The organism is Paracoccus sp. (in: a-proteobacteria) (genome assembly GCF_047605025.1).
GTDB lineage: Bacteria > Pseudomonadota > Alphaproteobacteria > Rhodobacterales > Rhodobacteraceae > Paracoccus.
On sequence record NZ_JASGGO010000001.1, the window covers coordinates 65,959 to 91,213 of the forward strand.

At 62.9% G+C, this 25,255-nt stretch carries 23 protein-coding genes; 16 read left to right on the plus strand and 7 right to left on the minus strand.

The genetic code is table 11. From position 1 onward, the window contains the following. Positions 1–7 precede the first annotated feature (7 nt). From QM682_RS00315 to QM682_RS00365, 11 genes are all read left to right on the plus strand, one after another. Positions 8–1,183 carry a MaoC family dehydratase gene (locus QM682_RS00315; RefSeq protein WP_415125917.1) on the plus strand — a complete coding sequence of 392 codons (1,176 nt, stop codon included), beginning with the start codon at positions 8–10 and terminating at the stop codon, positions 1,181–1,183. A gap of 28 nt (positions 1,184–1,211) precedes the next feature. Beyond that, a complete protein-coding gene (locus tag QM682_RS00320; protein ID WP_415125919.1) occupies positions 1,212–2,462 on the plus strand; it encodes a CaiB/BaiF CoA transferase family protein in 1,251 nt (416 codons plus the stop codon). 90 nt (positions 2,463–2,552) lie between these two features. Next, complete coding sequence (locus tag QM682_RS00325) at positions 2,553–2,876, plus strand: hypothetical protein (protein ID WP_415125921.1); 324 nt, start codon at positions 2,553–2,555, stop codon at positions 2,874–2,876. Between the two features lie 125 nt (positions 2,877–3,001). Continuing rightward, the gene (locus tag QM682_RS00330; protein WP_415125923.1) at positions 3,002–4,246 is read left to right on the plus strand and encodes a cytochrome P450; all 1,245 of its coding nucleotides are present in this window, start codon (positions 3,002–3,004) and stop codon (positions 4,244–4,246) included. 25 nt (positions 4,247–4,271) lie between these two features. Further along, positions 4,272–4,589: a 2Fe-2S iron-sulfur cluster-binding protein gene (locus tag QM682_RS00335; RefSeq protein WP_415125925.1), complete on the plus strand. Its 318-nt coding sequence runs from the start codon at positions 4,272–4,274 to the stop codon at positions 4,587–4,589. A 90-nt stretch (positions 4,590–4,679) separates the two neighbouring features. Further along, positions 4,680–5,255 (plus strand): VOC family protein, encoded by a 576-nt coding sequence (locus tag QM682_RS00340; protein ID WP_415125927.1) that lies wholly within the window; start codon positions 4,680–4,682, stop codon positions 5,253–5,255. An 81-nt stretch (positions 5,256–5,336) separates the two neighbouring features. Then, positions 5,337–6,788, plus strand: a complete 1,452-nt coding sequence (locus tag QM682_RS00345; RefSeq protein ID WP_415125929.1) for an aldehyde dehydrogenase family protein — start codon at positions 5,337–5,339, stop codon at positions 6,786–6,788. A gap of 23 nt (positions 6,789–6,811) precedes the next feature. Next, positions 6,812–8,413, plus strand: a complete 1,602-nt coding sequence (locus tag QM682_RS00350) for a GMC family oxidoreductase (RefSeq protein ID WP_415125931.1) — start codon at positions 6,812–6,814, stop codon at positions 8,411–8,413. 343 nt (positions 8,414–8,756) lie between these two features. Then, complete coding sequence (locus QM682_RS00355; protein ID WP_415125933.1) at positions 8,757–10,022, plus strand: cytochrome P450; 1,266 nt, start codon at positions 8,757–8,759, stop codon at positions 10,020–10,022. Between the two features lie 253 nt (positions 10,023–10,275). After that, on the plus strand, positions 10,276–10,593 hold the full coding sequence (locus tag QM682_RS00360; RefSeq protein WP_415125935.1) for a 2Fe-2S iron-sulfur cluster-binding protein: 318 nt from the start codon (positions 10,276–10,278) through the stop codon (positions 10,591–10,593). Between the two features lie 212 nt (positions 10,594–10,805). After that, entirely contained in the window at positions 10,806–12,284 is a 1,479-nt protein-coding gene (locus QM682_RS00365) for an NAD-dependent succinate-semialdehyde dehydrogenase (RefSeq protein ID WP_415125937.1), read from the plus strand. 301 nt (positions 12,285–12,585) lie between these two features. Here QM682_RS00365 and QM682_RS00370 read toward each other — a convergent pair whose 3' ends face one another. The 6 genes from QM682_RS00370 to QM682_RS00395 form a co-directional block, all read right to left on the minus strand. Further along, a complete protein-coding gene (locus QM682_RS00370) occupies positions 12,586–13,233 on the minus strand; it encodes a GntR family transcriptional regulator (protein WP_415125939.1) in 648 nt (215 codons plus the stop codon). Then, complete coding sequence (locus QM682_RS00375; protein ID WP_415125941.1) at positions 13,230–13,424, minus strand: hypothetical protein; 195 nt, start codon at positions 13,422–13,424, stop codon at positions 13,230–13,232. The genes QM682_RS00370 and QM682_RS00375 overlap by 4 nt, the downstream gene beginning before the upstream one ends. After that, entirely contained in the window at positions 13,421–14,383 is a 963-nt protein-coding gene (locus QM682_RS00380; protein ID WP_415125943.1) for an NAD(P)-dependent oxidoreductase, read from the minus strand. Before QM682_RS00380 ends, QM682_RS00375 begins: the two co-directional genes overlap by 4 nt. Then, positions 14,380–15,027 carry a GntR family transcriptional regulator gene (locus QM682_RS00385; RefSeq protein WP_415125945.1) on the minus strand — a complete coding sequence of 216 codons (648 nt, stop codon included), beginning with the start codon at positions 15,025–15,027 and terminating at the stop codon, positions 14,380–14,382. Before QM682_RS00385 ends, QM682_RS00380 begins: the two co-directional genes overlap by 4 nt. Positions 15,028–15,036: 9 nt before the next feature. Next, complete coding sequence (locus tag QM682_RS00390) at positions 15,037–16,026, minus strand: biotin-dependent carboxyltransferase family protein (protein WP_415125947.1); 990 nt, start codon at positions 16,024–16,026, stop codon at positions 15,037–15,039. 353 nt (positions 16,027–16,379) lie between these two features. Then, positions 16,380–17,156 (minus strand): LamB/YcsF family protein, encoded by a 777-nt coding sequence (locus QM682_RS00395; RefSeq protein WP_415125949.1) that lies wholly within the window; start codon positions 17,154–17,156, stop codon positions 16,380–16,382. 352 nt (positions 17,157–17,508) lie between these two features. Here QM682_RS00395 and pnp point away from each other — a divergent pair, with 352 nt between their 5' ends. Beyond that, positions 17,509–19,659 carry a polyribonucleotide nucleotidyltransferase gene (gene pnp, locus QM682_RS00400; protein ID WP_415125951.1) on the plus strand — a complete coding sequence of 717 codons (2,151 nt, stop codon included), beginning with the start codon at positions 17,509–17,511 and terminating at the stop codon, positions 19,657–19,659. Between the two features lie 64 nt (positions 19,660–19,723). Continuing rightward, positions 19,724–20,752 (plus strand): Stealth CR1 domain-containing protein, encoded by a 1,029-nt coding sequence (locus QM682_RS00405; RefSeq protein WP_415125953.1) that lies wholly within the window; start codon positions 19,724–19,726, stop codon positions 20,750–20,752. A gap of 34 nt (positions 20,753–20,786) precedes the next feature. Here QM682_RS00405 and QM682_RS00410 read toward each other — a convergent pair whose 3' ends face one another. Next, the gene (locus QM682_RS00410; protein WP_415125955.1) at positions 20,787–21,443 is read right to left on the minus strand and encodes a peroxiredoxin; all 657 of its coding nucleotides are present in this window, start codon (positions 21,441–21,443) and stop codon (positions 20,787–20,789) included. 156 nt (positions 21,444–21,599) lie between these two features. On the opposite strand from QM682_RS00410, the gene QM682_RS00415 reads away from it, so the two are divergent. The 3 genes from QM682_RS00415 to QM682_RS00425 all read left to right on the plus strand — a co-directional run bounded on the left by QM682_RS00415 (position 21,600) and on the right by QM682_RS00425 (position 25,215). Continuing rightward, entirely contained in the window at positions 21,600–23,051 is a 1,452-nt protein-coding gene (locus QM682_RS00415; protein WP_415125957.1) for an aldehyde dehydrogenase family protein, read from the plus strand. Between the two features lie 100 nt (positions 23,052–23,151). Further along, a complete protein-coding gene (locus tag QM682_RS00420; RefSeq protein ID WP_415125959.1) occupies positions 23,152–24,048 on the plus strand; it encodes a sugar kinase in 897 nt (298 codons plus the stop codon). Between the two features lie 123 nt (positions 24,049–24,171). Beyond that, complete coding sequence (locus tag QM682_RS00425; RefSeq protein WP_415125961.1) at positions 24,172–25,215, plus strand: ABC transporter ATP-binding protein; 1,044 nt, start codon at positions 24,172–24,174, stop codon at positions 25,213–25,215. Positions 25,216–25,255 lie beyond the last annotated feature (40 nt).

Below are 25,255 nucleotides of genomic sequence, written 5' to 3' on the forward strand. Positions count from 1 at the left end.
CGACCACATGACCGCCGCAACCAGCGCTGTTTTCAGCGAGAATACCGACATCCTGCAAAGCGACATCGACGAATGCCGCAAGCTGATCGGCCAGCCGCTGCGCATCATGCAGCACAACCGCGAGGCCACGATCGACACGATCCGCAACTATGCCCATGGCATCGGCGACGATAACCCGCTGTGGTGCGATGAGGATTACGCCGCGAAATCGGTGCATGGCGGCGTGGTGGGATCGCCGACCTTCTATTATTCGATCTTCTCGGCCGGGGTGACGCCGGGCTTCGACGGCCTTCAGGGCTTTTTCGGCACTGGCCGCTGGGAGGTGAACCGCCTGCCCCGCCGGGGCGAGCGCATCATCCCCGAGGCGCGCCTGCTGGACGTTTTCGAAAAGGCGGGCTCCAATTCCAAGCGCATGGTCGTGCAGGAAGGCGAGGCCACCTATCACACCCCCGATGGCGAGCTGCTGGCCCGCTACTGGACTCAGGCGCTGCGCGTGCCGCGCCCCTCGCAGGGCGGCGGGCTGAACTACAAGCCCCGCGCGCAGCATGTCTACTCGCCCGAGGAATTCGCCGATATCGAACGGCAGATCATCGACTACAAGCGCCGGGGCGATGTGCCGCTTTACTGGGATGACGTGAAGGTCGGAGACAAGATCCCTGTGCTGGTCAAGGGGCCGCTGACCCATCAGGCGATCATCGCCTATTACGCGGGCAACCTGCCGCTGGGCTATTTCTCGACCAACATCCACTGGAAGATCCGCCACGCCGCCCATCACGCGCCAGAGACCATCCCGAACAACCGCTCGCTGGGTTGGCTGCGCGAGATGAACTGGCCGGGCTTGGGCCATATGGACAGTTCCACCGCCGCCGCCGCCGGCATGCCGGGCGTCTACGACAACGGCTGGAACCGCGTGGGCTGGTCGGGGCAGCTTCTGACCGACTGGATCGGCGACCACGGGCATGTGAAGATGTTCGAGGTGCGCCTGCGCCGGCCCAACCTGGTGGGCGACACGCTTTGGCTGACCGGGACGGTGACCGAGAAAGCCGAGCATGGCCCGCACGGGCTGGTCAAGGTCGAGATCGAGGCCAAGAACCAGTTGGGCGACACCAGCCTGACCGGCAAGGGCGAGGTGCTTTTGCCGCTGCGCGCTGGCGCCGCGCCCGTTCACGCGCCCGCCGCCTGATCGCATCGCTTAGGGGAAGGAGATGCCGATGTTGCCTTTGGAGGGGATCCGCGTCCTCGCGCTTGAGACCTATTATGCCGGCAATATCGGCAGCCTCGTCTTCGCGCGTTTCGGCGCCGATGTAATCAAGATCGAGAACCCCGGTGCGGGCGATGCGCTGCGCACCGTGGGGCCCTCGGTCGTCAAGGACGGCCGCCGCCGCTCCATGTCCGAGATCCGGGTGATGGGCGGCAAGAAATCCGTGGCGATCGATCTGCGCCAGCCCGAGGGCAGGGCGATCTTCATGGATCTGGTCGCCAAATCCGATGTGGTCTGGTCCAACATGCGGGCGCAGTCCCTGATCGGGCTGGGCCTGACCTTCGAAAGCCTGAAAGCGGCCAATCCCAGGATCGTCTATGCCACGCTGACCGGCTTCGGCCATGGCGACGTGGTGTCCGGCGGCCCCTATGGCGACATGGCGGCCTTCGACATCATCGCGCAGGGCGTGTCCGGCTTGCAGATGCGCGGCGAAAGCCAGGACGGCAGCCCGAACTACAACGGCCTCGCCGTGGGCGACCATTCCTCGGCCATGATGGCGGTGCTGGGCACGGTGCTGGCGCTGTTCCGCCGCACCAAGGACGGCGAGGCGCAGCGCGTCGATGTCGCCATGCATGATGCGATGGTGAACCTGAACGAACTGCCGCTGGGGCTGGCCTCATTTACCGGGCAGGCGCCGCCTCGGGGGCGTTCGGGCACCAGCGCGCCGTTCGGGGCGTTCAAGACGCTGGACGGCTATGTCAATATCGGTGTCGGCGGCGATCCGATCTGGATCCGCTTCTGCAAGGCCATCGGCCAGCCGGACCTGGCGAACCAGCCCGAATATAAAACCTCTGTCCTGCGGGTGAAGAATGCCGTGGAACTGGACCGCGTGGTGGCCGCCTGGACGGCGGGGCTGACCTCGGACGAGGTGGTGGCGGCACTGGCGCGCTATCACATTCCCTGCGCGCCGATCCTTGACACATTGCAGGTGCTGGAAAGCGCGCAGGTCAAGGCGCGCAATATGGTCGTGACCGTGGACGACCCGGTGGCGGGTCCGCGCCGCTTCATCGGCAACCCGATCAAGATGTCCGGCGTGGACGATACGCGGGCGGATCCGGCGCCGGATTTCGCCCAGCACACAAGCGAGGTCCTGCATGATGTTCTTGGCCTGAACGAGGCAAGGATCGGGGATCTTGCCGCGGCGGGCATCGTCGAATTGGCCTCATCTCCGGTGAAATCGACCGAGACGGCCGGAAGCTGAACGCTGAAGCGGAAGCCAATATGCCGCTGCGGTGGCTTCGGACATTGGCCGCTTGATTTGGGCACCGCACAGTTTATCGGAGTGGATGGAATGGCGATCTACAAAATGCTCGTCTGGAGCGATCCGTCTAGTCCCGACCGGGAAGACGCCTATAACGATTGGTATTCCGCATCGCATATGCCGGATATTCTGAAAGTGCCGGGTGTCGTTTCCGCGCAGCGTCTTAGCGGGCAGGGCAATGCCCGCATCCCTCAACGCTATCTCGCCATCTACAGCCTTGATACGGATGATCCCGAGGCTGTCGTCGCCGAGATTCGCCGCCGCGTCAAATCCGGCGAAATCAGCTCGGCGCCCGAGCTGATCGTGAATGTCGAGAGCCGCGTCCTGCGGCTTGTCGATGACGAAAACCTCTGAGCGGTGTTCGCGGCGGCCCCCTTTGCCAGCGCGAAACCCACGATCAATGGCAGCATGATGAAGAGACTGGCTTGACGGAATATTCCCTATAGCTAATATTCATTCTCTCATGGAGGGAGGCAACCATGACTACGGTCGAACTGACGGAGACAAGCCATACCGGATGCCCCATGCATCTTCGGGGCAGCGAGAACACCGTTCCATTCGATTTCTACGCCGACCTGCGCCGCACTGGGCCGGTCGTATGGGATGAAAGCATGAACGGCTGGCTGGTGACGACGCTGTCCGCCTGCCGTGAAGTATTCCGCAGCGACAATACACTTTTCCGCCACCCGGACGGCGATGCGGGTGGCGACTATGCGGTCATGTCGCCGGGGCTGCGCCCGCTGAAAACCCTCACGGGAGAGCCGCAGCGAAAGCTGCACAACTGGATGATGAAAGCCTTCACCCCGGCCGAGACCAGCGCCATGCGTGACGGCCTGATTCGCGATGTGATCCTGGCCGCCCTGGAGAATGTCGAAGGCCGGACCGAAATTGATCTGGTTGCCGATTTCATCGACCTCATTCCTGTGCGGGTGGTGGCGGCGGTGCTGGACCTGCCTTGGCGCGACAAGGAGTTCATGGATCGCGCGCAGGGCAATCTTGCTTTGCTGGCGGGCTTCTTCAACCGCCGGGGCGCCATGACATCGGATGTGTCGAAGAGCGCGTCGCAGGCAACCGAGGAGCTAAAGGCCCAGCTTCGCCCGATTCTTGAACATCGCCGCGACAATCCGGGAGCCGACCTGATCAGCAAGCTATGGCGCGACGGGCCGACGATCCTGGACAATTGGACGATCGACGACACATTCGTCAACGTGAACACGGTCTTTCTGGGCGGTTACGACACCACGACCATGGCGATCAGCAATTCCTTCTGGTTCATGCTGAAGCGGCCGGAATTCAAGGCGAGGTTCATCGCGGGCGACAACGACATCCAGCAACGCTATGTCGAAGAAGTGCTGCGGCTTTTGCCGCCGATTCACTATCGAGCCCGCCGCGCAAACCAGGACACCGAGATCGCGGGCGTTACGATCCGAAAGAATGATCTGGTATTTCCCCTGATGGGTGCCGCCAATCGCGATGAGGGCATCTATGACTGCCCGGCCGACATGTCGTTTGAGCGTAAAAATCCACGCGATCATATGACATTCATTTCTGGCCCGCGAAACTGCGTCGGGTCAGGTCTTGCTCGGGTCGAGGTCCGCGAGGCTTTGCAGCTTTTCTTGCAGAAGTATCCAGATGTCGAGCTGGATCGCACAAAGCCTGAACCGCAATATATCGGCCTGACGACCCGGCGCTTCGAGCCGATGTTCGTCCGGCTGGTGAAATGACAGACCTTTCGGATCGGCACTCTCAATGCGTGTGATTTTTGTTGAGCCGGATGGAACAACCCACGAACGTGAAGCTTCGCCGGGTCAGACGATCATGGAGCTTGCGGTTGAAACCGGCGTTCCAGGCATTCAGGGAGATTGCGGCGGGGCCTGTGCCTGCGCGACCTGCCATGTCCATGTCGATCCGCAATGGCGGGAAAAATTCTCCGGCATGGAGGATTTCGAATCGGACATGCTGGATATCGTCGACGACCGCCGCGAAAGCAGTCGCCTAGGCTGTCAGATGCGGCTGACGGAGGACCACGACGGGTTGATCCTTCATCTGGTCCAGGCGCAACTCTGACCAGATGTTGAATGGCGAAGGCAGGATCTGGCTTTGTCGGAAAATCCGGGATGCGCGGCGCGCGCATCTATTGAAATCGGGAGGAAACGAATGTCTTATTCATTGAATGGGATCAACCATCTGCTCATCACCTGCCGCAGCATGGAGGAAACCCTGCCATTCTATCAGGATGTGCTGGGGATGAAGGTCGTCGCCACGGCTGGCGGATCTTCTCAGGACAGCAAGACCGCGAAACTGCTGTGGGACAAATCGGCGGGATCTATTGATCACATCCCGCGCACCAAAATCAACCGCCTGTATTTCCTGAAATTCGGCGGCACCCAATTGGCGATTGTCGAAATTCCCGAATGGCAGCCCGAGGATCAGCGGTCGGTCTTTCTGCCGCTGCTCTGGCCTGGGGCGGGGGCGCCGGGGCACCCGACGCAGGTTGATCACCTGGCTTTCGGCGTCGAAAGCCGCGAGGCTGTCGTCTGGTTCCAGAACCGCCTGCGCGAGCATGGCGTCCCGGTCAGCGAGATCGAGGAATCCAACGGTCGCCTGCATTCGATCTATTTCTATGGCCCGAACGGTCTGCCGTTGGAAATCGCGGCCTTCAACCCCGATGCACCGCCGCTGACGACCACTTTCCGCGACCCCGATCCGGTGCCGTCGCTGAAGGTCTCGTGACCGCTTCATCTGGTCCGTGCAAGCCGGGCGGGCGGGGGCCTGCCCGTGCGCAACAGCTTCATCGCGAACAGGTTTGATACAGTGACCACGGAACACCGATTGCTGATCGACGGCGAACTTCTGCATGCGGAAGGCGGCCGTGTCTTCGAGAATGAAAATCCGGCGACGGAAGAGATCGCGGGAACGGCGCCGGATGCCTCGGCCGCCGATGCGGAACGGGCCGTGCTGGCCGCGCGCCGGGCGTTCGACGCCACCGATTGGTCGCGCGATGCGGCGTTCCGCCGCGCGGTCATCACCCGCTTCGCCGAGTTGTTGCAGGACCGGCTGGAGGACATCCGCCCGGCCCTGATCGCGGAATCCGGCATGCCGGTCGGCTTTGCCAAGATGCTGGGCGTGGATCCGGCGATCCCCAACCTGCTGCGCTATCTGGACATGGCCGACCAGATCCACGGCCGCGAGATCCCGCCCGCGACGATCTTCGGCCGCAATGTCCGCCGTCAGGTGCGGCGCGAGGCGGTGGGCGTCGTGGTGGCCATCACGCCCTGGAACGTGCCGTTCGAGTTGAACCTGCGCAAGGTCGGTCAGGCACTGGTGACGGGCAATACGGTGGTGCTGAAGCCCGCGCCGCAGACGCCCTGGTCGGCGACGCTGATCGCCGAGGCGGCGGTTCAGGCGGGCTTTCCGCCGGGTGTCCTGAACATTCTGACCACGGCGGACAATGCCGTGGCCGGTGCGCTGACGGCGCATCCGGCGGTGGACCAGATCACCTTCACCGGATCGACCGAGACCGGGCGCAGGATCATGGCCACGGCGGCGGCCACCGTGAAGCGGGTGGGCCTGGAACTGGGCGGCAAGTCCCCGGCGATCCTGCTGGACGACGCCCCGGCTTTCGAAGCCACGGTCAAGGGCATCGCCGGGGGCGTCTGCACCATCGCCGGCCAGGGTTGCACCCTGCTGACGCGGCTTCTGGTGCCGCGCGCGCGCATGGACGAGGCCGCCCAGATCGCTGCTGATGCGGTGGCGGCGGTGCGCTATGGCGACCCGACGGATCCCACCGTTTCGATGGGGCCGCTGGTCAATGCCGCGCAGCGCGAACGGGTGCTGGGCTATATGGAGGCCGGCAAGCGCGAGGCGCGGCTGATCGCCGGCGGCGGCAGGGCAGAGCAGTTCGAACGCGGCTATTTCGTGCAGCCGACCATCTTCGCCGACGTGCCGCCCGATGCGGTCATCGCGAAGGAGGAAATCTTCGGCCCGGTCCTGTCGATCATCGCGCATGACGGCGACGACGACGCCATCCGCATCGCCAATGATTCGATCTTCGGGCTGAGTTCGGCGGTGTTCGGCACCGATCCGGCGCGGATCGAACATGTCACCGGCCGGCTGCGCGCGGGCATCGTGACGGTGAACGGTGCGCCCTGGTTCGACGTGGCCTCGCCCTTCGGGGGCTACAAGCAAAGCGGCCTCGGGCGCGAATTCGGCCATGAGGGGCTGGAGGAGTTCACCGAGATCAAGACCGTGGCGCTGCCGGCCTGACCCCCAATTCAAGGAGACCGAGCATGGTGGATCGCCCCGAAACCTACGATTTCATCATCGTTGGCGGTGGTTCCGCCGGCTGCGTTCTGGCCAACCGTCTCAGCACGGACCCCGGCACCAGGGTGCTGCTGCTGGAGGCCGGGGGGCCGGACAAGAACCTGTGGATCCACATTCCGGTGGGCTTTTTCAAAAGCCTCGCCAACCCCGACCTGATCTGGCATTACCCGACCGAGCCGGTGCCGGCGCTGAACGGACGACAGGTGAACTGGCTGACGGGCCGGGTGCTGGGCGGCGGCAGTTCCGTCAATGGCATGATCTATACCCGAGGCCAACCGCAGGACTATGACGGCTGGCGGGATCTGGGAAATACCGGCTGGGGCTACGATGACCTGCTGCCTTATTTCCGCAAGGCCGAGCATCAGGCGAACGGCCCGGATGAATATCACGGCGGGGATGGCCCGCTGCATGTGTCCGACCTGCCGATGGACCACAAGCTGCATGACGCCTTCGTCGATGCGGCTGTGGCTGCGGGCCACCGGCGGCTGACGGATTTCAACCGCCGCGACAATGAGGGCATCGGCATCTATCAGCACACGATGCGCGGCCGCTGGCGTCATTCCACCGCCGCCGCCTATCTGACGCCCGTGCGGAACCGGCCCAACCTACGGGTGGAAACGCACGCCCTGGCGCATCGGATCATCGTCGAGGGCGGCGAGGCGCGGGGCGTCGAATATCTTCAGAACGGCGAACGGCGCAGCGCGCGCGCGAATCGCGAGGTGATTCTTTCGGGCGGCGCCGTTCAGTCGCCGCGCCTGCTGGAGCTTTCGGGCATCGGTCGCGCCGATATTCTGGGTCAGGCCGGTGTGCCGGTGCTGCACCATCTGCCCGGCGTCGGCGAGAACCTTCAGGACCACCCGGCGGTGCGGATGGCCGTGCGGGCCTCCAGGCCCATCAGCATCAACGATTACGACCGCAGCCCATTGCGAAAGGCGCTGTTCGGGCTGCAATGGTTGCTGACGGGGCGCGGCGTGATGAGCATGGGCGCAGGCTCGGTCGGCGGTTTCATCAAGACCAGCCCGCAGGTCGGGCGACCGGACATCCAGTATCACTACTTCATTTCCAGCGCCGAAAGCGCGGGGGCGGCGATGCACGATTTTCCGGGCGTGACGCTGGTGACCATCCTGATGCAGCCGCAAAGCCGGGGCTGGTCGCATATCCGCGACGCCGATCCGCAATCGAAGCCGGCGATTCAGCCGAACTATCTGGACCACCCCGAGGATATCGCGACCCTGACCGCCGGTATGCGCAAAGGGCGCGCCATCTTCGCCGGCAACGCGGCGCGCGAATGGTTCACGGGCGAGGTGCTGCCAGGCCCGGACTGCCAGAGCGATGCCCAGTTCGAGGACTATATCCGCGCCCGCGCCAGCACGGCCTTTCACCCGGCGGGAACCTGCAAGATGGGCCAGGACGATCTGGCGGTGGTGGATGACCGGCTGCGGGTGCGGGGCCTGGGGCGGCTGCGGGTCGTCGATACGTCCATCATGCCGATCCTGGTGTCCGGCAATACCAATGCCCCCACTGTCGCCATCGCCGAAAAGGCAGCGGATCTGATCCTGGGCCGATAAGGCAAAGATCTCATCTCTTGGCAAAGTATTGACAGGCACAGGACATCATAATAAGAATAGCCATTCTCGGTTGCGAACGATTGCTTGGCTCTGGCTTCGTATTCGCTATCTGGAAAACCTTGAGAAGTAAGGGTGCTTGAAGCGGACCCGTGCCGACTCTGCGTCCGATGAAAGGATAGGAACAAGAAGGTGAGGGCGTCTGGACCGCGGGGAGGATCGCGGTTCCCGCAAGCACCGGACAGCCCCAGTTGCGCCGGATCCCGTTCGGTTCCGGACTCGGCTTTGGGTAAAGATCAGCGTGGCAACTCAGCCCACGCTTCGTAGCGTCAGCAGGGAGGAAGAAATGCAGGTATCGACGCAGAAAGCGCAGACATCGACACAAGCGGCACTAGGTGTCCAAAGCTTCATTCCATCTCATGTGCCGGCAGATCTGGTGCAGCCCTTCAGCTTCATAGATGCGCCGGGGATCACCTCCTGTCCGTTTGCGACAATCAAGAATCTGCACAACGGTCCCCGAGTTTTCTGGAATCCGGCCAACCACCGTTTCGGCGGCTCTTGGGTGTTGACCCGTGCCGAGGAAATCCGCTTCGTCCTAAGCCGCCCCGACCTTTTCACCAACAAGGACGAGACGCAATATTCCAAGCTGCTTGGCGAGGACTGGCCGCTTATTCCGCTGGAGGTGGATCCGCCGCTGCATACGGATTTTCGCAAGCTGCTGAATCCGCTGGTCTCTCCTCCAGTGATCGAAAAGATGTCCGCCGGTGTGACCGCCCGTTGCGTGGAACTGATTGAAGGCTTTCGCGACAAGGGCGAATGCGAATTCATCTCGTCATTCGGCAAGCCTTTCCCTGTCAGCATTTTCATGCAGTTGATGGGCCTGCCTGCGGAACTGATGGATACGTTCCTGGGCTGGGAATATGATCTGTTCCATGGCCGCACATTGGAACAGCGCCGCAAAGCGGGCGAGGCGATCAAGATCTATCTTCTGAACCTCGCGGAGGAACGCCGCAAGAAGCCGGAAAATGATCTTGTGACGGCAGTGGTTTCGGGCTCCGTTGAGGGGCGCCCCCTGACTGAAATCGAGGTTCTCGGCGTCCTTTACCTTCTTTTCATCGGCGGCCTCGATACGGTGGCTTCTACTTTGGGCTTCATCTTCAAATATCTTGGAGAAAATCAGAAGCATCAGCAGATCCTGCGCGAAAACCCCCAGATGATCGACCGCAAGGTCGAAGAGTTCCTGCGGCGCTTCTCGGTGGTGACCGCACATCGTCAGTGTAACTTCGATGTCGAAATCGCCGGGGTTCAGATGAAAGCCGGTGACTGGATCACCGTGAACAGCGCCCTGGGCAGCCTTGACGAGAATGAGTTCGACAATCCGATGGAACTGGACCTGGATCGCAAGGGGATCCGCCACTTTGCTTTCAATTTCGGCCATCATTTCTGCATGGGCTCACATCTGGCCCGCCGCGAACTGATCATCGCGATCAAGGAATGGCTTGCGAGAATGCCGGAATTCCGCGTCAAGCCCGGAGCGCCGTTCAAAACACATGGAGGAAGTGTGTTCGGTGTGGAACATCTTGAGCTTGAATGGGATCCGCCGGCTAAGTGACGCCAGCCGTCCATACCAATGTCGGTAGCCGCTTCAACTTTACGCAAGGCTGGCAGTAAGCAAACAGAGACCCTGCTGCACCCCGTGCCTTTCACAAGATGGCTACCGACAGTCCTTCCGAGCCGCCGGCACGGGAATTCATACCTGATCGCCTGGAAAAGCACTGATATGTATTTCCGGAGATCACCTAAATACGCAGATCGAGGATCAGGCCGAAACCTTGGCATTCCTCGCACGAAACGGGAGTGGTAATATGACGACTTTGCACGTGACGCTTCGGGATGGGTCGGAACGCGAGATTGTCGGGAAGAATGGGATCTCGATCATGGAGACGCTGCGCGACGGCGGCGTTGATGATCTTCTGGCGCTATGTGGTGGCTGCCGCAGCTGCGCCACATGCCATGTTCATATTGACGAGAGCTGGGCTTCCAGGCTTCCAGAAATGAGCGCGGACGAAAATGATCTTCTTTGCTCTTCCAACCATCGCACCGAGACTTCACGCCTGTCATGCCAGGTGATTCTGAACGATTCGCTTGACGGCCTTGTGCTTAAGATCGCGCCTGAGGACTGATCCTTCAATCTTGTGTCAACCACTGTGATTTCAAGACGCATCGGGAATGACGCGACCCCTATCGTTCTGGGATTTGTTGGGTTAAATCCGTGGTGAACCCAAGCATCGAATGACGAGATTGCGAAGTTCAGGACTAAGACGAATCGAAACTTAGCATATGCTTGTCGATTCAACATGGATCTTCCAGGTTCCACCGAAAGCACGGAATGGAAATGACAAAAAGCTCGACAGATCTGCGCAGCCTTCTCAAAGATCCTTTCCTGTTGGAAACCCGCGCGTTCGTCGGCGGAAAATGGATTTCGGCCGACACGGGAAGCGTGTTTCCCGTTATCAACCCCGCGCGAGGGGATGTGCTTGCCGAGGTGGCAGATCTGGGGCGGCCGGAAACGGCGCGCGCTATCGCTGCTGCCGAGGTGGCGCAAAAGGACTGGGCCGCCCACACCGGCAAGGAACGCGCTACCGCCCTGCGCCGCTGGTTCGATCTGATGATGGCGGCCCAGGACGATCTGGCCACGATCCTTACTGCGGAGATGGGCAAACCGCTGGCCGAGGCCAAAGGTGAGATTTCCTATGGCGCGGCCTATATCGAATGGTTTGCCGAAGAAGCCAAGCGCATCTATGGCGAGACCATTCCCGGCCATCAGCGCGACAAGCGGATTAGCGTGATCCGCCAGCCGGTTGGGGTCGTCGCTGCGATCACACCTTGGAACTTTCCCAATGCCATGATCGCGCGCAAGGTGGCTCCTGCCCTTGCTGCGGGATGCGCTGTCGTCGCGCGCCCGGCATCGGATACCCCGTTATCGGCGCTGGCCATGGCGGTGTTGGCCGAGCGCGCCGGCATTCCCGCCGGGCTGTTCTCGGTTGTCACCTCTCGCCGGGCCTCCGATATTGGCAGAGAGTTCTGCGAAAACCCGGCCGTGCGCAAACTGACTTTCACTGGATCGACCGAGGTTGGGCGCATTCTGCTGCGGCAAGCGGCGGATCAGGTGATGAAATGCTCGATGGAGCTGGGCGGCAACGCGCCCTTCATTGTCTTCGACGATGCCGATCTGGATGCGGCCGTCGCAGGTGCCATGGCATCGAAATTCCGTAATAACGGCCAGACCTGCGTCTGCTCCAACCGCATTTATGTTCAGGCGGGCGTCTATGACGCTTTCGCAGGAAAGCTTGCCGCCGCATTGCGCAACGCGCAGGTGGGTGATGGCCTGGAGCCCGGAACGACTTTCGGTCCGCTTATCAATCTGGCGGCGGTAGAGAAGGTCGAAGAGCATATTGCCGATGCATTGGCCCAAGGCGCGCAGGTCATGGTCGGCGGTCAGCGGCACACGAGGGGGGGTAATTTCTTTCAGCCCACAATATTAAGTGGCGTGACGCAGGAAATGGCCGTCGCACGCGAGGAAACCTTTGGTCCCTTGGCCCCTCTGTTCCGCTTCTACACTGAAGAGCAGGCCGTCGCCTATGCCAACGATACAATCTTCGGATTGGCGGCGTATTTCTTTGCCCGCGACATCGGCCGCGTCACCCGCGTGCAGGAGGCATTGGAATACGGAATCGTCGGCGTTAACACCGGGCTTATCTCGACCGAGGTCGCCCCCTTTGGTGGTGTCAAGCAGTCCGGCTTGGGACGAGAAGGATCTCATCACGGCATCGACGATTATCTAGAACTGAAATATATTTGTCTAAACGCTTGAAATACGGGAATCATATCGAAGTTTTTCAAACCGACTACCCAGCACGATCAGGATCTGGGCCGAACCCAGAGCATGCCCCGCCGGATAGAAACTGACCGTGACAGCGCCAATGCGCACCGGGTCGTCGGCGCGCGTGCGACCGGGCGGAGGGGCGATGTGGAAATCCCACAGGGGGCAGTAAAGCCCGGACTGGGTGGGATAGACGATCTTCTCGGCCCCCCCCTGGAATGTCGTGCCAGATCCACCTGCTGCCGGAATGGCCTTGCGGGCGCGGGCAAGCCGACCCCCAGAACCGCCGCGATCAGCGGCGGACCAGCCATTGCATGAAGCGCATGCGGACGCTGTCGAAATGGCGCTCCATCGCCGCTTGGGCGGCGGCGGGATCGCCCGCCTCGATCGCATCGATGACCGCAACATGTTCCGATGCCTGTTCGGCATAGCGGTCATGGGTGCGGCTGATGGTGCAGCGCCGAGCGGTCTGGCGCATTTCGGCGATCATGTCGGGAAGCAGGGCGAACCCCGCCGCCCGTGCCACGGCAAGATGAAATGCCTCGTCATCCTGCCAGAAATCGTCGAATGCGGTGTCGGCGCCATCGACATAGGCCCGCATCACTTGCCGGCACACCGCAAGCGCGGGGGGCAGCCCCTCTTGCGCCGCAGCCTCGGCCGCGCGCGCGGCCGCCGTTCCTTCCAGAATGCGGCGCACCTCGGCGATTTCCATCAACTGCTCAAGCGTGACCTCGCGCACCATAAGGGTTCCGTTCTGCAACCGGACGAGCACGCCTTCCTTTTCCAATTGCGAGATGGCGCCGCGCAACGGTGTGCGTGAGATGCCGGACTGTTCGGCGAGGCGTCTTTCGGTAAGCGTGTCCTCCGCCGCGAATTCGCCGCGCAGAATACGCTGTTTCAGAGACCGATAGGATTGCTCGGCAAGGGTTTCGTCGCTCATGCCGGAACCTTTTTGCTGCCGCGCCTGTTGCGGATGAAGGCCATGACCGTTTCCCATCGCGCTTGGGCGAAAGCCTGGCGGTCGCGGCCCGGATCGGGGACCGAAATCGCGTTCACCTTGTCCAGGATGGTTTTCACAATATCCGTGATCGTCACATCCACGATTGCCCGGCCTGCGATTGCCTGTGTCACCGGCTCCATCCCTGTGGGTTGTTCACGGCGGTGGCCGGGCGGGTGCCCGCCAATGCTTCCAGCACATTGGCCGCCGCGCCTTTGGCGACGCGTGACAGGGCCTCTTCGGTGGCCCCGCCCAGATGCGGGGTGAAGATCACCTGATCGAGGCGGCCAAGCGGGCCGAACGGTGCCTCGGGGCTGTAGACATCAAGTGCGGCCGCCGAGAGCTGTCCGCATGTCAGGGCCGTTGCCAGCGCCGCCTCGTCGACCAGCCCCGCGCGGGCGGTATTGACAAGGATTGCGCCCCGTCGGCAGTGGGCCAGCGCCTCGGTCCCGATCATCGCGCGGGTTTCCGGGCGCAGCGGCGTGTGCAAGGAAATCAGATCCGCCGCCGCAAGGCCCTGGGTCAGGCTGTCCGCCCGCTCGTAGTCGCCAAGATCGACCGCGTGGGGCGAATGGACCAGCACCCGCATGTCGAAGGCGGATCGCAGGCACTGCGCAAGCTTTCGGCCAATGTTGCCGAAGCCGACGATCAGCGCGGTCTTCCCCCATAGCTCGACCGTGGAGTTGCCTTCGCGAAATCCGGTCTTGCCGGTCCGCACCGCGCGGTCGGCCACCGGCAGTTTGCGGGCTGCGGCAAGGGCAAGGCCAAGCGCCAGTTCAGCCACCGACCGCGCATTCGCGCCCGGCGTGTTGCAGACCAGAACGCCCTGCTCGGTCGCGGCCTTCTTGTCTACGGCGTCATGTCCGGCGCCATGGACCACAACGACCTTCAGCGCCTTTCCCGCCCGGATCGAGGCAGCAGACAGCCCGTGATCGCGCGTGATGACGGCATTGCAATCGACGATCATCGACGACACGGTGCCCTGAGAGGAATCCGGGCAGATCACCGGATCGACCCCCGCGTTGCGCAGCATGGCAAGGCCATCCTCGTGAACGGGCTGGACGATCAGGCATTTCACGACCGGATCCTTCATGACATGTCGCCTTCCCGTTCAAGATCGCTCAGCCGCCGGATGATCGCATCGCGGGCATGAGAGAGATGCGCGATCATCAGCCGTTCGGCCTGAACTCCGTCGCGCGCTTCCAGCGCGTCGAGGATGGTAAGATGTTCCTGACAGCCAAGAAGGAAACGGTCGGGCACCTGGCGGATGTCGAACATGCATGTGCGCAGCCGCAGTTCCGCTATGGTGCGGGCCAGCACGCGGTTTTCGACCGCGCGCGCGATCATGCCGTGGAAATCGTCGTCCACGCCCCGCTCGTCCTCGCTTCCTCCAGGTCCTTCGGCGATCAGCGTCTGAACCCGTGCCCTGATCCGGGCCAGCATTTCGGGCGCGATGGCCGGGGCCTGCCGTGCCGCGAACCCTTCCAGAGAGAGGCGCAGAGAGAAGATCTCGTCCACCTCGGCCCGGTCGAGACGGCGCACCCGCAATAGTCTGCCCTCGCGGCGGGCAAGGCCCTCGGCCTCGATCCGCTTCATCGCCTCGCGCACGGGCGTGCGTGACATGTCGAGGATCTCGGCCAGCCGCGCCTCTTGCAGCGCCGCGCCGGGGGGAAGGTCCTGCGACAGGATCATCTGGATGATCTGGAAATAGGCGCGCGTGGAAAGGGCCTGGTTCATCGGGTATCTTTATCCTGCGCTGAAGGGTCGGGGCGAAGCGCCGACCGGCGCGCCGACTTTAGCAGGGTCAAGATCTTCAAGCGCAAGGGCGAGCGCCTTTTGGCGGGCGATCAGCAGTTCTTCGGCGTGATCCGCGCCGATCTTGCGGAACCGGAACGCGCGCCCGGACGGCATCTGGCCAAGCCGGGCAAGGTCCACGCTCGCGATCGTGGCGATCTTGGGGTATCCGCCGGTGGTCTGGCGATCCGCCATCAGCACGATGGGAAGGCCGGCGCCGGGCACCTGGATGGAACCGGCAAGCGTGCCGTCCGACACGATGTCATGTCCTTTCCGCGCGGGAAGTTCCGGCCCTTCAAGAACAAGCGCCATCCGGTCGCGCTTTGTCCCGATGCGGTAGGGGGCGGACAGGAAGCAGGCGATTGTTTCGGGCGCGAAGTAATCGTCCTGTGGGCCCATCACCACATGTATCGCCCCCGCACGCCCGCGCCATGGCCGGGACAGGCGGTGACCGGCGCGGGCACCGGAAAGCGGTTCTCCCAAGGGAAGGCGGTCTTCCTTGACCAGCACCCGCCCTTCATGCCCGCCGAGCCTGCTGCGCAGATGGGTCGCCCGCGCGCCCAGAACGGGGTCCGCCGCAATCCCGCCCGAAATGGCGAGATAACCCCAGACCGTTTCACGCATCGGGCCAAGGGAAAGCTCGTCGCCCTTGCGCAGCAAATGGCTTTCCCAGGGGCGCACGGGCGTCTTGTTGATGCGCAGGGCAAAAAGATCACCGCAGGCGGCGATCACGCGGTCCTCGTCAAGGGTAAGGCTGCCGCCGAACTGGGCGAACTCCAATACGGCGGCCCCGGCGGGATTCCCGACCAGCGCATTGGCCACCACCATGGCGTCGGGATCCATCGCCCCCGAGCGCGACACGCCAAAGCGCAAGAGGCCATGTCGCCCCGCGTCCTGCACGGTCATCATCATGCCGGGCTGAAGAATGGTGATCCGGGACATTGGCTTAGACCTCTTTCTTACGTCAGATCGGTGCCGCATGGCGGGTTTCGGTGTAAAGGCCGCGCGGGCGGCCTGCGTCCACGGCGCGAAAAGGTGGACTTGCGGTCCGTGGCACTGCGGAATGCTGCAAGTAGATCCTGCCTTCCTCAATCCGTTGCGGGTAACGAGTTCGCGATGCGCCGCAAGCGGTTCGTCGTTTGTCAGTGGAATGCGCATCCGAAATTCCCGCACATGAAGCCTTGCGGCATGGGGGCGTAGTCCGCCAGCCTGCCATCCGGCATGCAGGCGATCTTATGGATCGCGTCGCCCATGGGGAAGCCATGGCCGAAGACCGATCCGCGCCACCATGGGGATCACGCCGCGCCGGGCCTGGCGAAGGGTGCGATGCCGATGCTGTTTCGCGCCAGGGCATCGCGGAGGGTCCGCGCCATGATTACCGCCCCAGGCGTATCCCCGTGAACGCAAAGCGTGGCTGCATCGACCGGCAGGCGTTTGCCGCCGCTGGTCGGGATACGGCCGTCAACCACCATCGAGAGCACCTGATCGACGCTTTGCGCCGGATCGTGGATCACCGCGCCGGGCTGGCCGCGTGGGGTAAGCTCACCCCGGTCGGTATAGCTGCGGTCGGCATAGATCTCGCAGGCGACGCGAAGTCCCGCCTTTTCCGCCGCCGCATAGGTTTCGGAATAGGGCAGCGAGACATAGACCAGCGACGGATCGACCGCCTTCACCGCTTGGACGCAAAGCGCGGCCAGATCGGGATCCACCGCCGCCATGTTGCCAAGCGCGCCATGGGTTTTCACATGGGTCATCGGATGGCCCTCGACCTCGGCCATGCCGCGCAGTGCGACGATCTGATAGATCAGCTGCGCTTCCAGATCCTTTGGATCCTCGCCCAGGATGCGCCGCCGGCCAAAGCCATAGAGATCGGCGAAGGAGGGATGCGCGCCGACCGACACGCCCTTTTCCCGCGCGAGGCGAAGCGTGCGGCGCATCACCGCCGGATCACCGGCATGAAAGCCGCAGGCGATATTGGCGGTGCTGACCAGATCCAGCATGGCGGCATCGTCGCCGATCACATAGGCACCGAAACTCTCGCCCATATCGCAGTTGATGTCGATCGTGCGCATCTGCGCTCCTGTTCGGAACTGTGGGATAGTGGTCAGAATACCGATGGTATACCTGATACTCAATCCTCATTCGTGCCCATGTCCTCATTGCAGGCCCGTGCGATTTTCACGGTCGTCACCAAAGCCGTCCTTGTCGCGTTGCCCTGGACAGGCCGCCCATTCGGGGGGCGAGGGCGAATGGTCCCCGCTTGCCAAACCACTTTTCATGGTCCCTGTTTTGTTGTATTCCCCGCGCATCTGCGACGTGACGCCCAGGCTCCGGGGCACATGCGAAGGATAGGAGCGTGCGGCAATGGGGCCGCAACAGAACAAGGGGCGGCCGGAGGGCTGGCACGCACCCAGAGGAAATCAGATGTTTGATGAAGTGAAGAAATCCATCCAGTGGGGCCAGGAAACGCTCACGCTGGAAACGGGCAAGGTTGCCCGTCAGGCCGACGGTTCGGTCATCGCCACCCTTGGCGAAACCAGCGTCATGGCCAACGTCACTTTCGCCAAGGAGCCGAAGCCGGGGCAGGACTTCTTCCCGCTGACGGTGCATTATCAAGAGAAATATTATGCCGCCGGCAAGATTCCGGGCGGCTTTTTCAAGCGCGAGGCGCGCCCGACCGAGAAAGAGACGCTGACCGCGCGTCTGATCGACCGTCCCTGCCGCCCGCTGTTCGCCCCCGGCTTCAAGCACGAAGTCCTGGTCATGTGCACCGTGCTGAGCCATGATCTGGTCAACGATCCCGACATCGTGGCGATGATCGCCGCCTCGGCCGCGCTGACCCTCTCGGGCGTGCCCTTCATGGGGCCGATCGGCGCCGCGCGCGTCGGCTTTGCCAATGGCGAATACGTTCTGAACCCCGAGGTTCAGGACATGGACCATCTGCGCTCGAACCCCGAGCAGCGCCTGGATCTGGTCGTCGCCGGCACGAAAGATGCCGTGATGATGGTCGAATCGGAAGCCTATGAGCTGACCGAAGAGGAAATGCTGGGCGCCGTGAAATTCGGCCATGAGGCGATGCAGCCGGTGATCGACCTGATCATCTCGCTGGCCGAGGCCGCCGCGAAAGAGCCTTTCGACTTCCAGTCCCCCGATTACTCGGCCCTGTTCGGCCGCGTGAAGGCTCTGGGCGAGGAGGCGATGCGCGCCGCCTATGCGCTGCGCGACAAGGGTGAGCGTCACGACGCCATCGAGGCCGCCAAGGCCGCGATCAAGGCCGGTCTTTCCGAGGAAGACCTGGCGGACGCGAACCTGGGTTCGGCGCTGAAGAAGCTGGAATCGGGCATTCTGCGCGGCGACATCATCAATGGCGGCGCCCGCATCGACGGTCGCGACAACCGCACCGTCCGCGCCATCGACAGCGAAGTTGGCATCCTGCCGCGCACCCACGGTTCGGCCCTGTTCACCCGGGGCGAGACGCAGGCGCTGGTCGTGACCACGCTGGGCACCGGCGACGACGAACAGATCATCGACGCGCTGCACGGCAACAGCCGCAGCAACTTCCTGCTGCATTACAACTTCCCGCCCTATTCGGTGGGCGAGGTGGGTCGCGTGGGTTCGCCCGGCCGGCGCGAGATCGGCCACGGCAAGCTGGCCTGGCGCGCGCTGCAAGCCGTGCTGCCGGCCGCGACCGATTTCCCCTATACCATCCGCGTCGTGTCCGAGATCACGGAATCGAACGGCTCCAGCTCGATGGCTTCGGTCTGCGGCGGCTCGCTGTCGATGATGGATGCGGGCGTGCCGCTGAAGGCGCCGGTCGCCGGCGTCGCCATGGGCCTGATCCTGGAAGGCGAGAAATGGGCCGTGCTGACCGACATCCTGGGTGACGAGGATCACCTGGGCGACATGGACTTCAAGGTCGCCGGCACCGAGAACGGCATCACCAGCCTTCAGATGGACATCAAGGTCGCGGGCATCACCCCGGCGATCATGGAGCAGGCCCTGGCGCAAGCCAAGGACGGCCGGATGCACATCCTGGCCGAGATGTCCCATGCCCTGACCGAGGGTCGTCGCGAATTCAGCGCCCATGCCCCGCGCATCGAGACGATGACCATTCCGACCGACAAGATCCGCGAAGTGATCGGCTCGGGCGGCAAGGTCATCCGCGAGATCGTCGAGGTGTCCGGCGCCAAGGTCGACATCAACGACGACGGCGTGATCAAGATCGCCTCGGCCAATGCCGATTCGATCAAGAAAGCCTATGACATGATCTATTCGATCGTGGCCGAGCCGGAAGAAGGCAAGGTCTATATCGGCAAGGTCGTGAAGCTGGTCGATTTCGGCGCCTTCGTGAACTTCTTCGGCAAGCGCGACGGCCTGGTCCATGTGTCCCAGATCGCCAGCAAGCGCCTGAACCACCCGAACGAGATCCTGAAAGAGGGCCAGGAGGTCAAGGTCAAGCTTCTTGGCTTCGACGACCGCGGCAAGGTTCGCCTGGGCATGAAGATGGTCGATCAGGAGACCGGCGAGGAAATCGCCCCCGAAAGGAAAGAGGAAAGCGCCTCTTCGGAAGCGTAATGAAAATAGGCCCGCCCATTTTGGGCGGGCCTTATTTTTTCATCAGTTTGGTGAAATGTAGATCATGTCCGGTATTGATGCGGTAATCGCCTGGGTGGACGGGACAGATCCGGCTCACGCGGCCAAGCGCGCCTTGTTCGCGCAGGATGCCTCTGCCTCTTACGCCGAGGCGGTTGAAAATACCCGCTTCGTGGAATCCGGCGAGATCTATTTCTGCATTGCCTCTATCCTGAAATATGCTCCCTTCATTCAGAATATCTGGCTGATTACAGATCGGCAAACGCCGCGCCTCTTGGGGAATTTCATTCTTGATGGGCTGTGTGAACCGGGTCGTATCCGGGTTGTCGACCATCAGGAAATTTTTTCCGGCTATGAGGATCTGCTGCCGACATTTAACTCTCGCTCGATCGAAGCGATTTTATGGCGTATTCCCGGACTGTCCGAGCGGTTCATCTATTTCAATGATGATATGATGTTGCTTGCCGCGCTTGAGGAAAGCGATTTTTTCGATCACGAACATATCGTGTTCTATGCCGACCGCATGGTGCAGCATGACCGTTTGATGAAGGTCCGCCTAAGGAAGTTGCTTCGACGACTGACGGGAAGAAAACCACGCAATCGCTCCAGCATGCAGATGGCCAGCGATATATCATCGCGTCTGGTAGGAGAGTATCGTTACAGCCTTGTTCCCAGGCATCAGCCACACCCGCTTCGGGTTTCCATTCAGCGTTCATTCTATGGCAGCCGCATTGACATTCTGCGTCGGCAAATCAGCTACAGGTTTCGAAATCAGGATCAGTTTCTGCCGATCTCTCTTGCCTACCTTCTAGAGATGCAGGCCGGGAATGGGCCGCAGCATCGGCAGGATCATGTTCTCGGATATGTCGATGCGCGCCAGCCCTCTGCCTGGCTCGACTTTGATCGCGCGCTTGCCAGCGATGCGAAATTTCTATGCCTTCAAAGCCTGGATGAAGGTTCCAGGGCGTTTCAAGAACATGCCAATCGCGAACTGCATCGACGTTTCGCGGGATACTGCCCTGCCGAGCTATCGGAAAGGGCTGTCGATGGGGAATGCCATGCAAGCATGGCGTGAATAGGCGGGTGGGAACCCGCCTATCATTCGCGGATTACGCCGGTGCCTTGGCGAAGCGCAGATAGGGCAGCTTCTTGTCCAATTGGCCATATCTCGCCTCGGCCGCCGCGTCGTCCAGGGCCAGGGCCACGATCACGTCCTGGCCCGGCACCCAGTTCGCGGGCGTGGCCAGCGGCACGCCGTCGGTCTGCTGCACCGCATCCAGCGCGCGCAGGATTTCGGCGAAGTTGCGGCCCACGGACATCGGATAGGTCATCGTCAGCCGCACCTTCTTGTCCGGCCCGATCAGAAAGACGGTGCGGACGGTGGCGGAATGCGCGGGCGTGCGGCCCTCGGTCGGCAGGTAGTGATCGGCGGGCAGCATGTCATAGGCTTTGGCCACGGTCAGGTCGCTGTCGTCGATGATGGCGAAATTCGCGGGTGCGCCTGCCACCTTCTCGATATCGGCCTTCCATTTGCCGTGATCCTCGACCGAATCGACCGATACGCCCAGAACCTTGGTGCCGCGCTTTTCGAATTCGGGGATCAGTTGCGCCACGGCGCCGAATTCGGTCGTGCAGACCGGGGTGAAGTCGCGCGGATGCGAAAAGAGGATCGCATAGCTGTCGCCGATCCAGTCGTGAAAGGCGATCTGGCCCTCGGTCGAGGTGGCGGTGAAATCGGGGGCAACGTCATTGATGCGCAGGGACATGGGCATGATCCTTTCCAGTGGCTCGCTGCACAACATAGGCAAAGTGGTTCAAGTTTCAACACGACTTGATGAGTCGTGATAGTGATTTTCGCAGCGGGCTTGCACCATCCCCGGCCGGGTGACAGGTTATGCCGGAAAAACCAAGGAGGGCCGCGCATGGGCGGACTGGCTGACAAGCGGAAATTCTATATCGGCGGCGCTTGGGTCGCCCCCGAGTCTCCGAACGACCTTGAGGTGATCGACCCCTCGAACGAAGAGGCGGTGGCGGTGATCTCGCTGGGGGGGCAGGCCGATACGGACAAGGCCGTGGCCGCCGCCAAGGCCGCCTTTCCGGGCTGGTCGGCCACGCCCCCGGCCCAGCGGCTGGCCTATGTGGAAAAGATCCTGGAAATCTACAAGCGCCGCGCGCAGGACATGGCCGATGCGATCACGACCGAGATGGGCGCGCCTCGGGACATGTCGCTTGAGGATCAGGTGGGCGTCGGCACGAGCCACATCCAGACCTTCATCGACGCGTTCAGGGATTTCGAATTCATCCGTCCCCTGGGGCCGCATGCCCCCACCAGCATGGTGGCATGGGAGCCGATCGGCGTCGTGGGGCTGATCACGCCCTGGAACTGGCCGATGAACCAGGTCACGCTGAAGGTGATCCCGGCGATTCTGACCGGCAATACGGTCGTGCTGAAGCCCAGCGAGATCGCGCCCCTGTCCTCGGTCGTATGGACCGAGATCGTGGACGAGGCCGGGCTGCCGAAAGGCGTCTACAACATGGTGAACGGGGACGGGCCGGGCGTCGGTACGCAGCTTTCGGTTCACCCGGATGTCGAGATGATCAGCTTCACCGGCTCGACCCGCGCCGGGATCGCGATCACCAAGGCGGCGGCGGACAGCCTGAAGAAGGTGGCGCTGGAACTGGGCGGCAAGGGTGCGAACCTGGTCTTTGCCGATGCCGATGAAAAGGCCGTGGCGCGCGGCGCGCGGCATTGCTTCTATAACAGCGGCCAGTCCTGCAACGCGCCGACCCGGATGCTGGTCGAGCGGTCCTTTTACGAAACCGCCGTCGAGCAGGCCCGCCAGATCGCCGAGGACACGCCCGTCGCCACCGCCCACCAGGCCGGCAGGCATATCGGCCCGGTGGTCAGCAAGCAGCAATGGGACAAGATCCAGGGCCTGATCCAGGCCGGCATCGACGAGGGCGCGCGCCTGGTCGCCGGCGGTCCCGGCCTGCCCGAGGGCGCCAATCGCGGCTATTACGTCCGCCCCACCGTCTTTGCCGATGTGACGAACGACATGACCATCGCCCGGCAGGAAATCTTTGGTCCTGTCCTGTCGATCATTCCCTTCGACAGCGAAGAGGAAGCCCTCGCCATCGCCAACGATACCATCTACGGGCTGACGAATTACGTCCAGACCCAGGACGGCGCGCGCCGCAACCGGCTGGCCCGCCGCCTGGTCGCGGGCATGGTCGAGACCAACGGCCAATCGCGGGGCAAGGGTTCGGCTTTCGGCGGCGTCAAGGCGTCCGGCCGCGCGCGCGAGGGTGGTGTCTGGGGCCTTGAGGAGTTCATGGACAGCAAGCAGATCAGCGGCTGGGATCTGAACGCCTAAGACCATGCCGCAGCGCGAAAGGGGGCCGCCGATCATCCGGCGGCCCTTTTCATTCCCGACGCCGCCGCTAACCTGCGGGACGATCAAGGGGAGGGGCGGGATGCGCGTGGTATCGGTTGGGGAATGCATGGTCGAGCTGTCGGGCGCGGGGCCGGGCATGTGGCGCCAGGCTTTCGCCGGGGACACGTTCAACACCGCCTGGTATCTGCGCGCGCTTCTGCCGCGGGATGCGCAGGTCGATTACCTGACCGCGCTTGGGCGCGACGCGATCTCGGACAAGATGGAGGGGTTCATGGCACAGGCGGGGATCGGCACCGGCTGCATCCGTCGGCATCCCGACCGCGCGCCGGGGCTTTACATGATCGACCTTGCCGATGGCGAACGCAGCTTTACCTATTGGCGCGACAATTCCGCCGCGCGCACCCTGGCCGATGACGAAGAGCATCTGGCGCGCTGTTTCCTGGGGGCGGATCTGATCTATTTCTCGGGGATCACGCTGGCGATTCTGACACCGGACCGGCGGCGGGCGCTGCTGGCGGCGCTTGCGGCCAGCAAGGCGCGGGTGGCCTTCGACAGCAACATGCGGCTGCGGCTTTGGCCCGACACGGCCGAGATGCGCGACTGGATCATGCGGGGCGCCGCCGTGGCCGATATCGCCCTGCCCAGCTTCGACGAGGAAGAGGCGCATTTCGGCGATGCCGATCCCTCGGCCACCGCGCGGCGCTATGGCGAGGCGGGCGTGTCCGAGGTGCTGGTCAAGAACGGCGGCGGCATGATGCTTGGCCTGCAAGACGGGCAGGCGCTTGAATTCCCGCCCTCCGCGCGGATCACGCCGGTCGATACGACCGGGGCGGGCGACAGCTTCAACGGCGGATACCTTGCCGCCCGGTTGCAGGGCCGCGATCAGTCCCAGGCGGTCGCCGCCGGTCACGCCATCGCTTCCAGGGTGATCCGTCACCCCGGCGCGCTGATCCCGCCGGCCCAGATCCCGCCCTGATGTATACATTGATTCTTGCGTGTGACTCGCGGCATTTTTGCGCAGAACCGAGAAAAGGCTTGATTGCTTGCGGGCTTCCTGCCAGCCTAGCCGACAATGGATACCTTTGGGAGGAGGGATCGCATGGCCTCGGTGACGATCCGGGATATCAGGAAGTCATATGGCGCGGTCGAGGTGATGCATGGCGTCTCGGTCGATATCCAGGAGGGCGAGTTCGTCGTTCTGGTCGGCCCCTCGGGCTGCGGCAAATCCACGCTTCTGCGCATGTTGGCGGGGCTTGAGCATATCACCTCGGGCCAGATCCTGATCGGCGAAAAGGTCGTGAACGACCTGCCGCCCAAGGATCGCGACATCGCCATGGTGTTTCAGAACTATGCGCTTTACCCGCATCTGACCGTGGCCGAGAATATGGGCTTCTCTCTGAAGCTTGCCGGCGTGAAGCGCGCCGAGATCGAGGAGCGGGTCAAGCCCGCCGCCCAGATCCTGGGCCTGGCGCATCTGCTGGACCGCTATCCGCGCCAGCTTTCGGGCGGCCAGCGCCAGCGTGTCGCCATGGGCCGCGCCATCGTGCGCGATCCGCAGGTATTCCTGTTCGACGAGCCGCTTTCGAACCTGGACGCCAAGCTCCGCGTCTCGATGCGGACCGAGATCAAGAATCTGCATCACCGGCTGAAGACGACGACCGTATACGTTACCCATGACCAGATCGAGGCCATGACCATGGCCGACAAGATCGTGGTCATGCATGATGGCCGGGTCGAGCAGATCGGCTCTCCGCTGGAGCTTTACGACCGGCCGGCGAACCTGTTCGTGGCGGGCTTCATCGGCAGCCCGGCGATGAACATGATCAAGGGCGAGACGCGGGACGGCCGTTTCCTGGCGGGCGACCAGCCCTTGCCGGTGCTCGGCGCGCCGCAGGGCCGCAAGCTGGTCTATGGCGCCCGCCCCGAGGCGATCACCTTGGGCGGCGACATTCCCCTGACCATCGAGGTGACCGAGCCGACCGGGGCCGAAACCTATGTGGTCGGAAAGATCGCCGGTCAGCCCGTCACCTGCGTCTTCCGCGAGCGTGTCGCGGCCCAGCCCGGAGAGGTCGTCCATGTCGCGATCGACCCGGCGGCGGTGCATCTTTTCGATGCCGAAAGCGGCGTGCGCCTGACGAATTGACGACACTTCCCCCGCTCCGCGCGGGGCGGGGCAAAAACGG

Coding starts and splice junctions, on each gene's coding strand:
- QM682_RS00405 (WP_415125953.1), top strand. CDS start 19,724: ATGTCCGGTATTGATGCGGTAATCGCCTGGGTGGACGGGACAGATCCG.
- QM682_RS00360 (WP_415125935.1), top strand. CDS start 10,276: ATGACGACTTTGCACGTGACGCTTCGGGATGGGTCGGAACGCGAGATT.
- QM682_RS00335 (WP_415125925.1), top strand. CDS start 4,272: ATGCGTGTGATTTTTGTTGAGCCGGATGGAACAACCCACGAACGTGAA.
- QM682_RS00410 (WP_415125955.1), bottom strand. CDS start 21,443: ATGTCCCTGCGCATCAATGACGTTGCCCCCGATTTCACCGCCACCTCG.
- QM682_RS00325 (WP_415125921.1), top strand. CDS start 2,553: ATGGCGATCTACAAAATGCTCGTCTGGAGCGATCCGTCTAGTCCCGAC.
- QM682_RS00415 (WP_415125957.1), top strand. CDS start 21,600: ATGGGCGGACTGGCTGACAAGCGGAAATTCTATATCGGCGGCGCTTGG.
- pnp (WP_415125951.1), top strand. CDS start 17,509: ATGTTTGATGAAGTGAAGAAATCCATCCAGTGGGGCCAGGAAACGCTC.
- QM682_RS00355 (WP_415125933.1), top strand. CDS start 8,757: ATGCAGGTATCGACGCAGAAAGCGCAGACATCGACACAAGCGGCACTA.
- QM682_RS00340 (WP_415125927.1), top strand. CDS start 4,680: ATGTCTTATTCATTGAATGGGATCAACCATCTGCTCATCACCTGCCGC.
- QM682_RS00330 (WP_415125923.1), top strand. CDS start 3,002: ATGACTACGGTCGAACTGACGGAGACAAGCCATACCGGATGCCCCATG.
- QM682_RS00370 (WP_415125939.1), bottom strand. CDS start 13,233: ATGAGCGACGAAACCCTTGCCGAGCAATCCTATCGGTCTCTGAAACAG.
- QM682_RS00425 (WP_415125961.1), top strand. CDS start 24,172: ATGGCCTCGGTGACGATCCGGGATATCAGGAAGTCATATGGCGCGGTC.
- QM682_RS00420 (WP_415125959.1), top strand. CDS start 23,152: ATGCGCGTGGTATCGGTTGGGGAATGCATGGTCGAGCTGTCGGGCGCG.
- QM682_RS00395 (WP_415125949.1), bottom strand. CDS start 17,156: ATGCGCACGATCGACATCAACTGCGATATGGGCGAGAGTTTCGGTGCC.
- QM682_RS00350 (WP_415125931.1), top strand. CDS start 6,812: ATGGTGGATCGCCCCGAAACCTACGATTTCATCATCGTTGGCGGTGGT.
- QM682_RS00315 (WP_415125917.1), top strand. CDS start 8: ATGACCGCCGCAACCAGCGCTGTTTTCAGCGAGAATACCGACATCCTG.
- QM682_RS00390 (WP_415125947.1), bottom strand. CDS start 16,026: ATGTCCCGGATCACCATTCTTCAGCCCGGCATGATGATGACCGTGCAG.
- QM682_RS00320 (WP_415125919.1), top strand. CDS start 1,212: ATGTTGCCTTTGGAGGGGATCCGCGTCCTCGCGCTTGAGACCTATTAT.
- QM682_RS00365 (WP_415125937.1), top strand. CDS start 10,806: ATGACAAAAAGCTCGACAGATCTGCGCAGCCTTCTCAAAGATCCTTTC.
- QM682_RS00385 (WP_415125945.1), bottom strand. CDS start 15,027: ATGAACCAGGCCCTTTCCACGCGCGCCTATTTCCAGATCATCCAGATG.
- QM682_RS00380 (WP_415125943.1), bottom strand. CDS start 14,383: ATGAAGGATCCGGTCGTGAAATGCCTGATCGTCCAGCCCGTTCACGAG.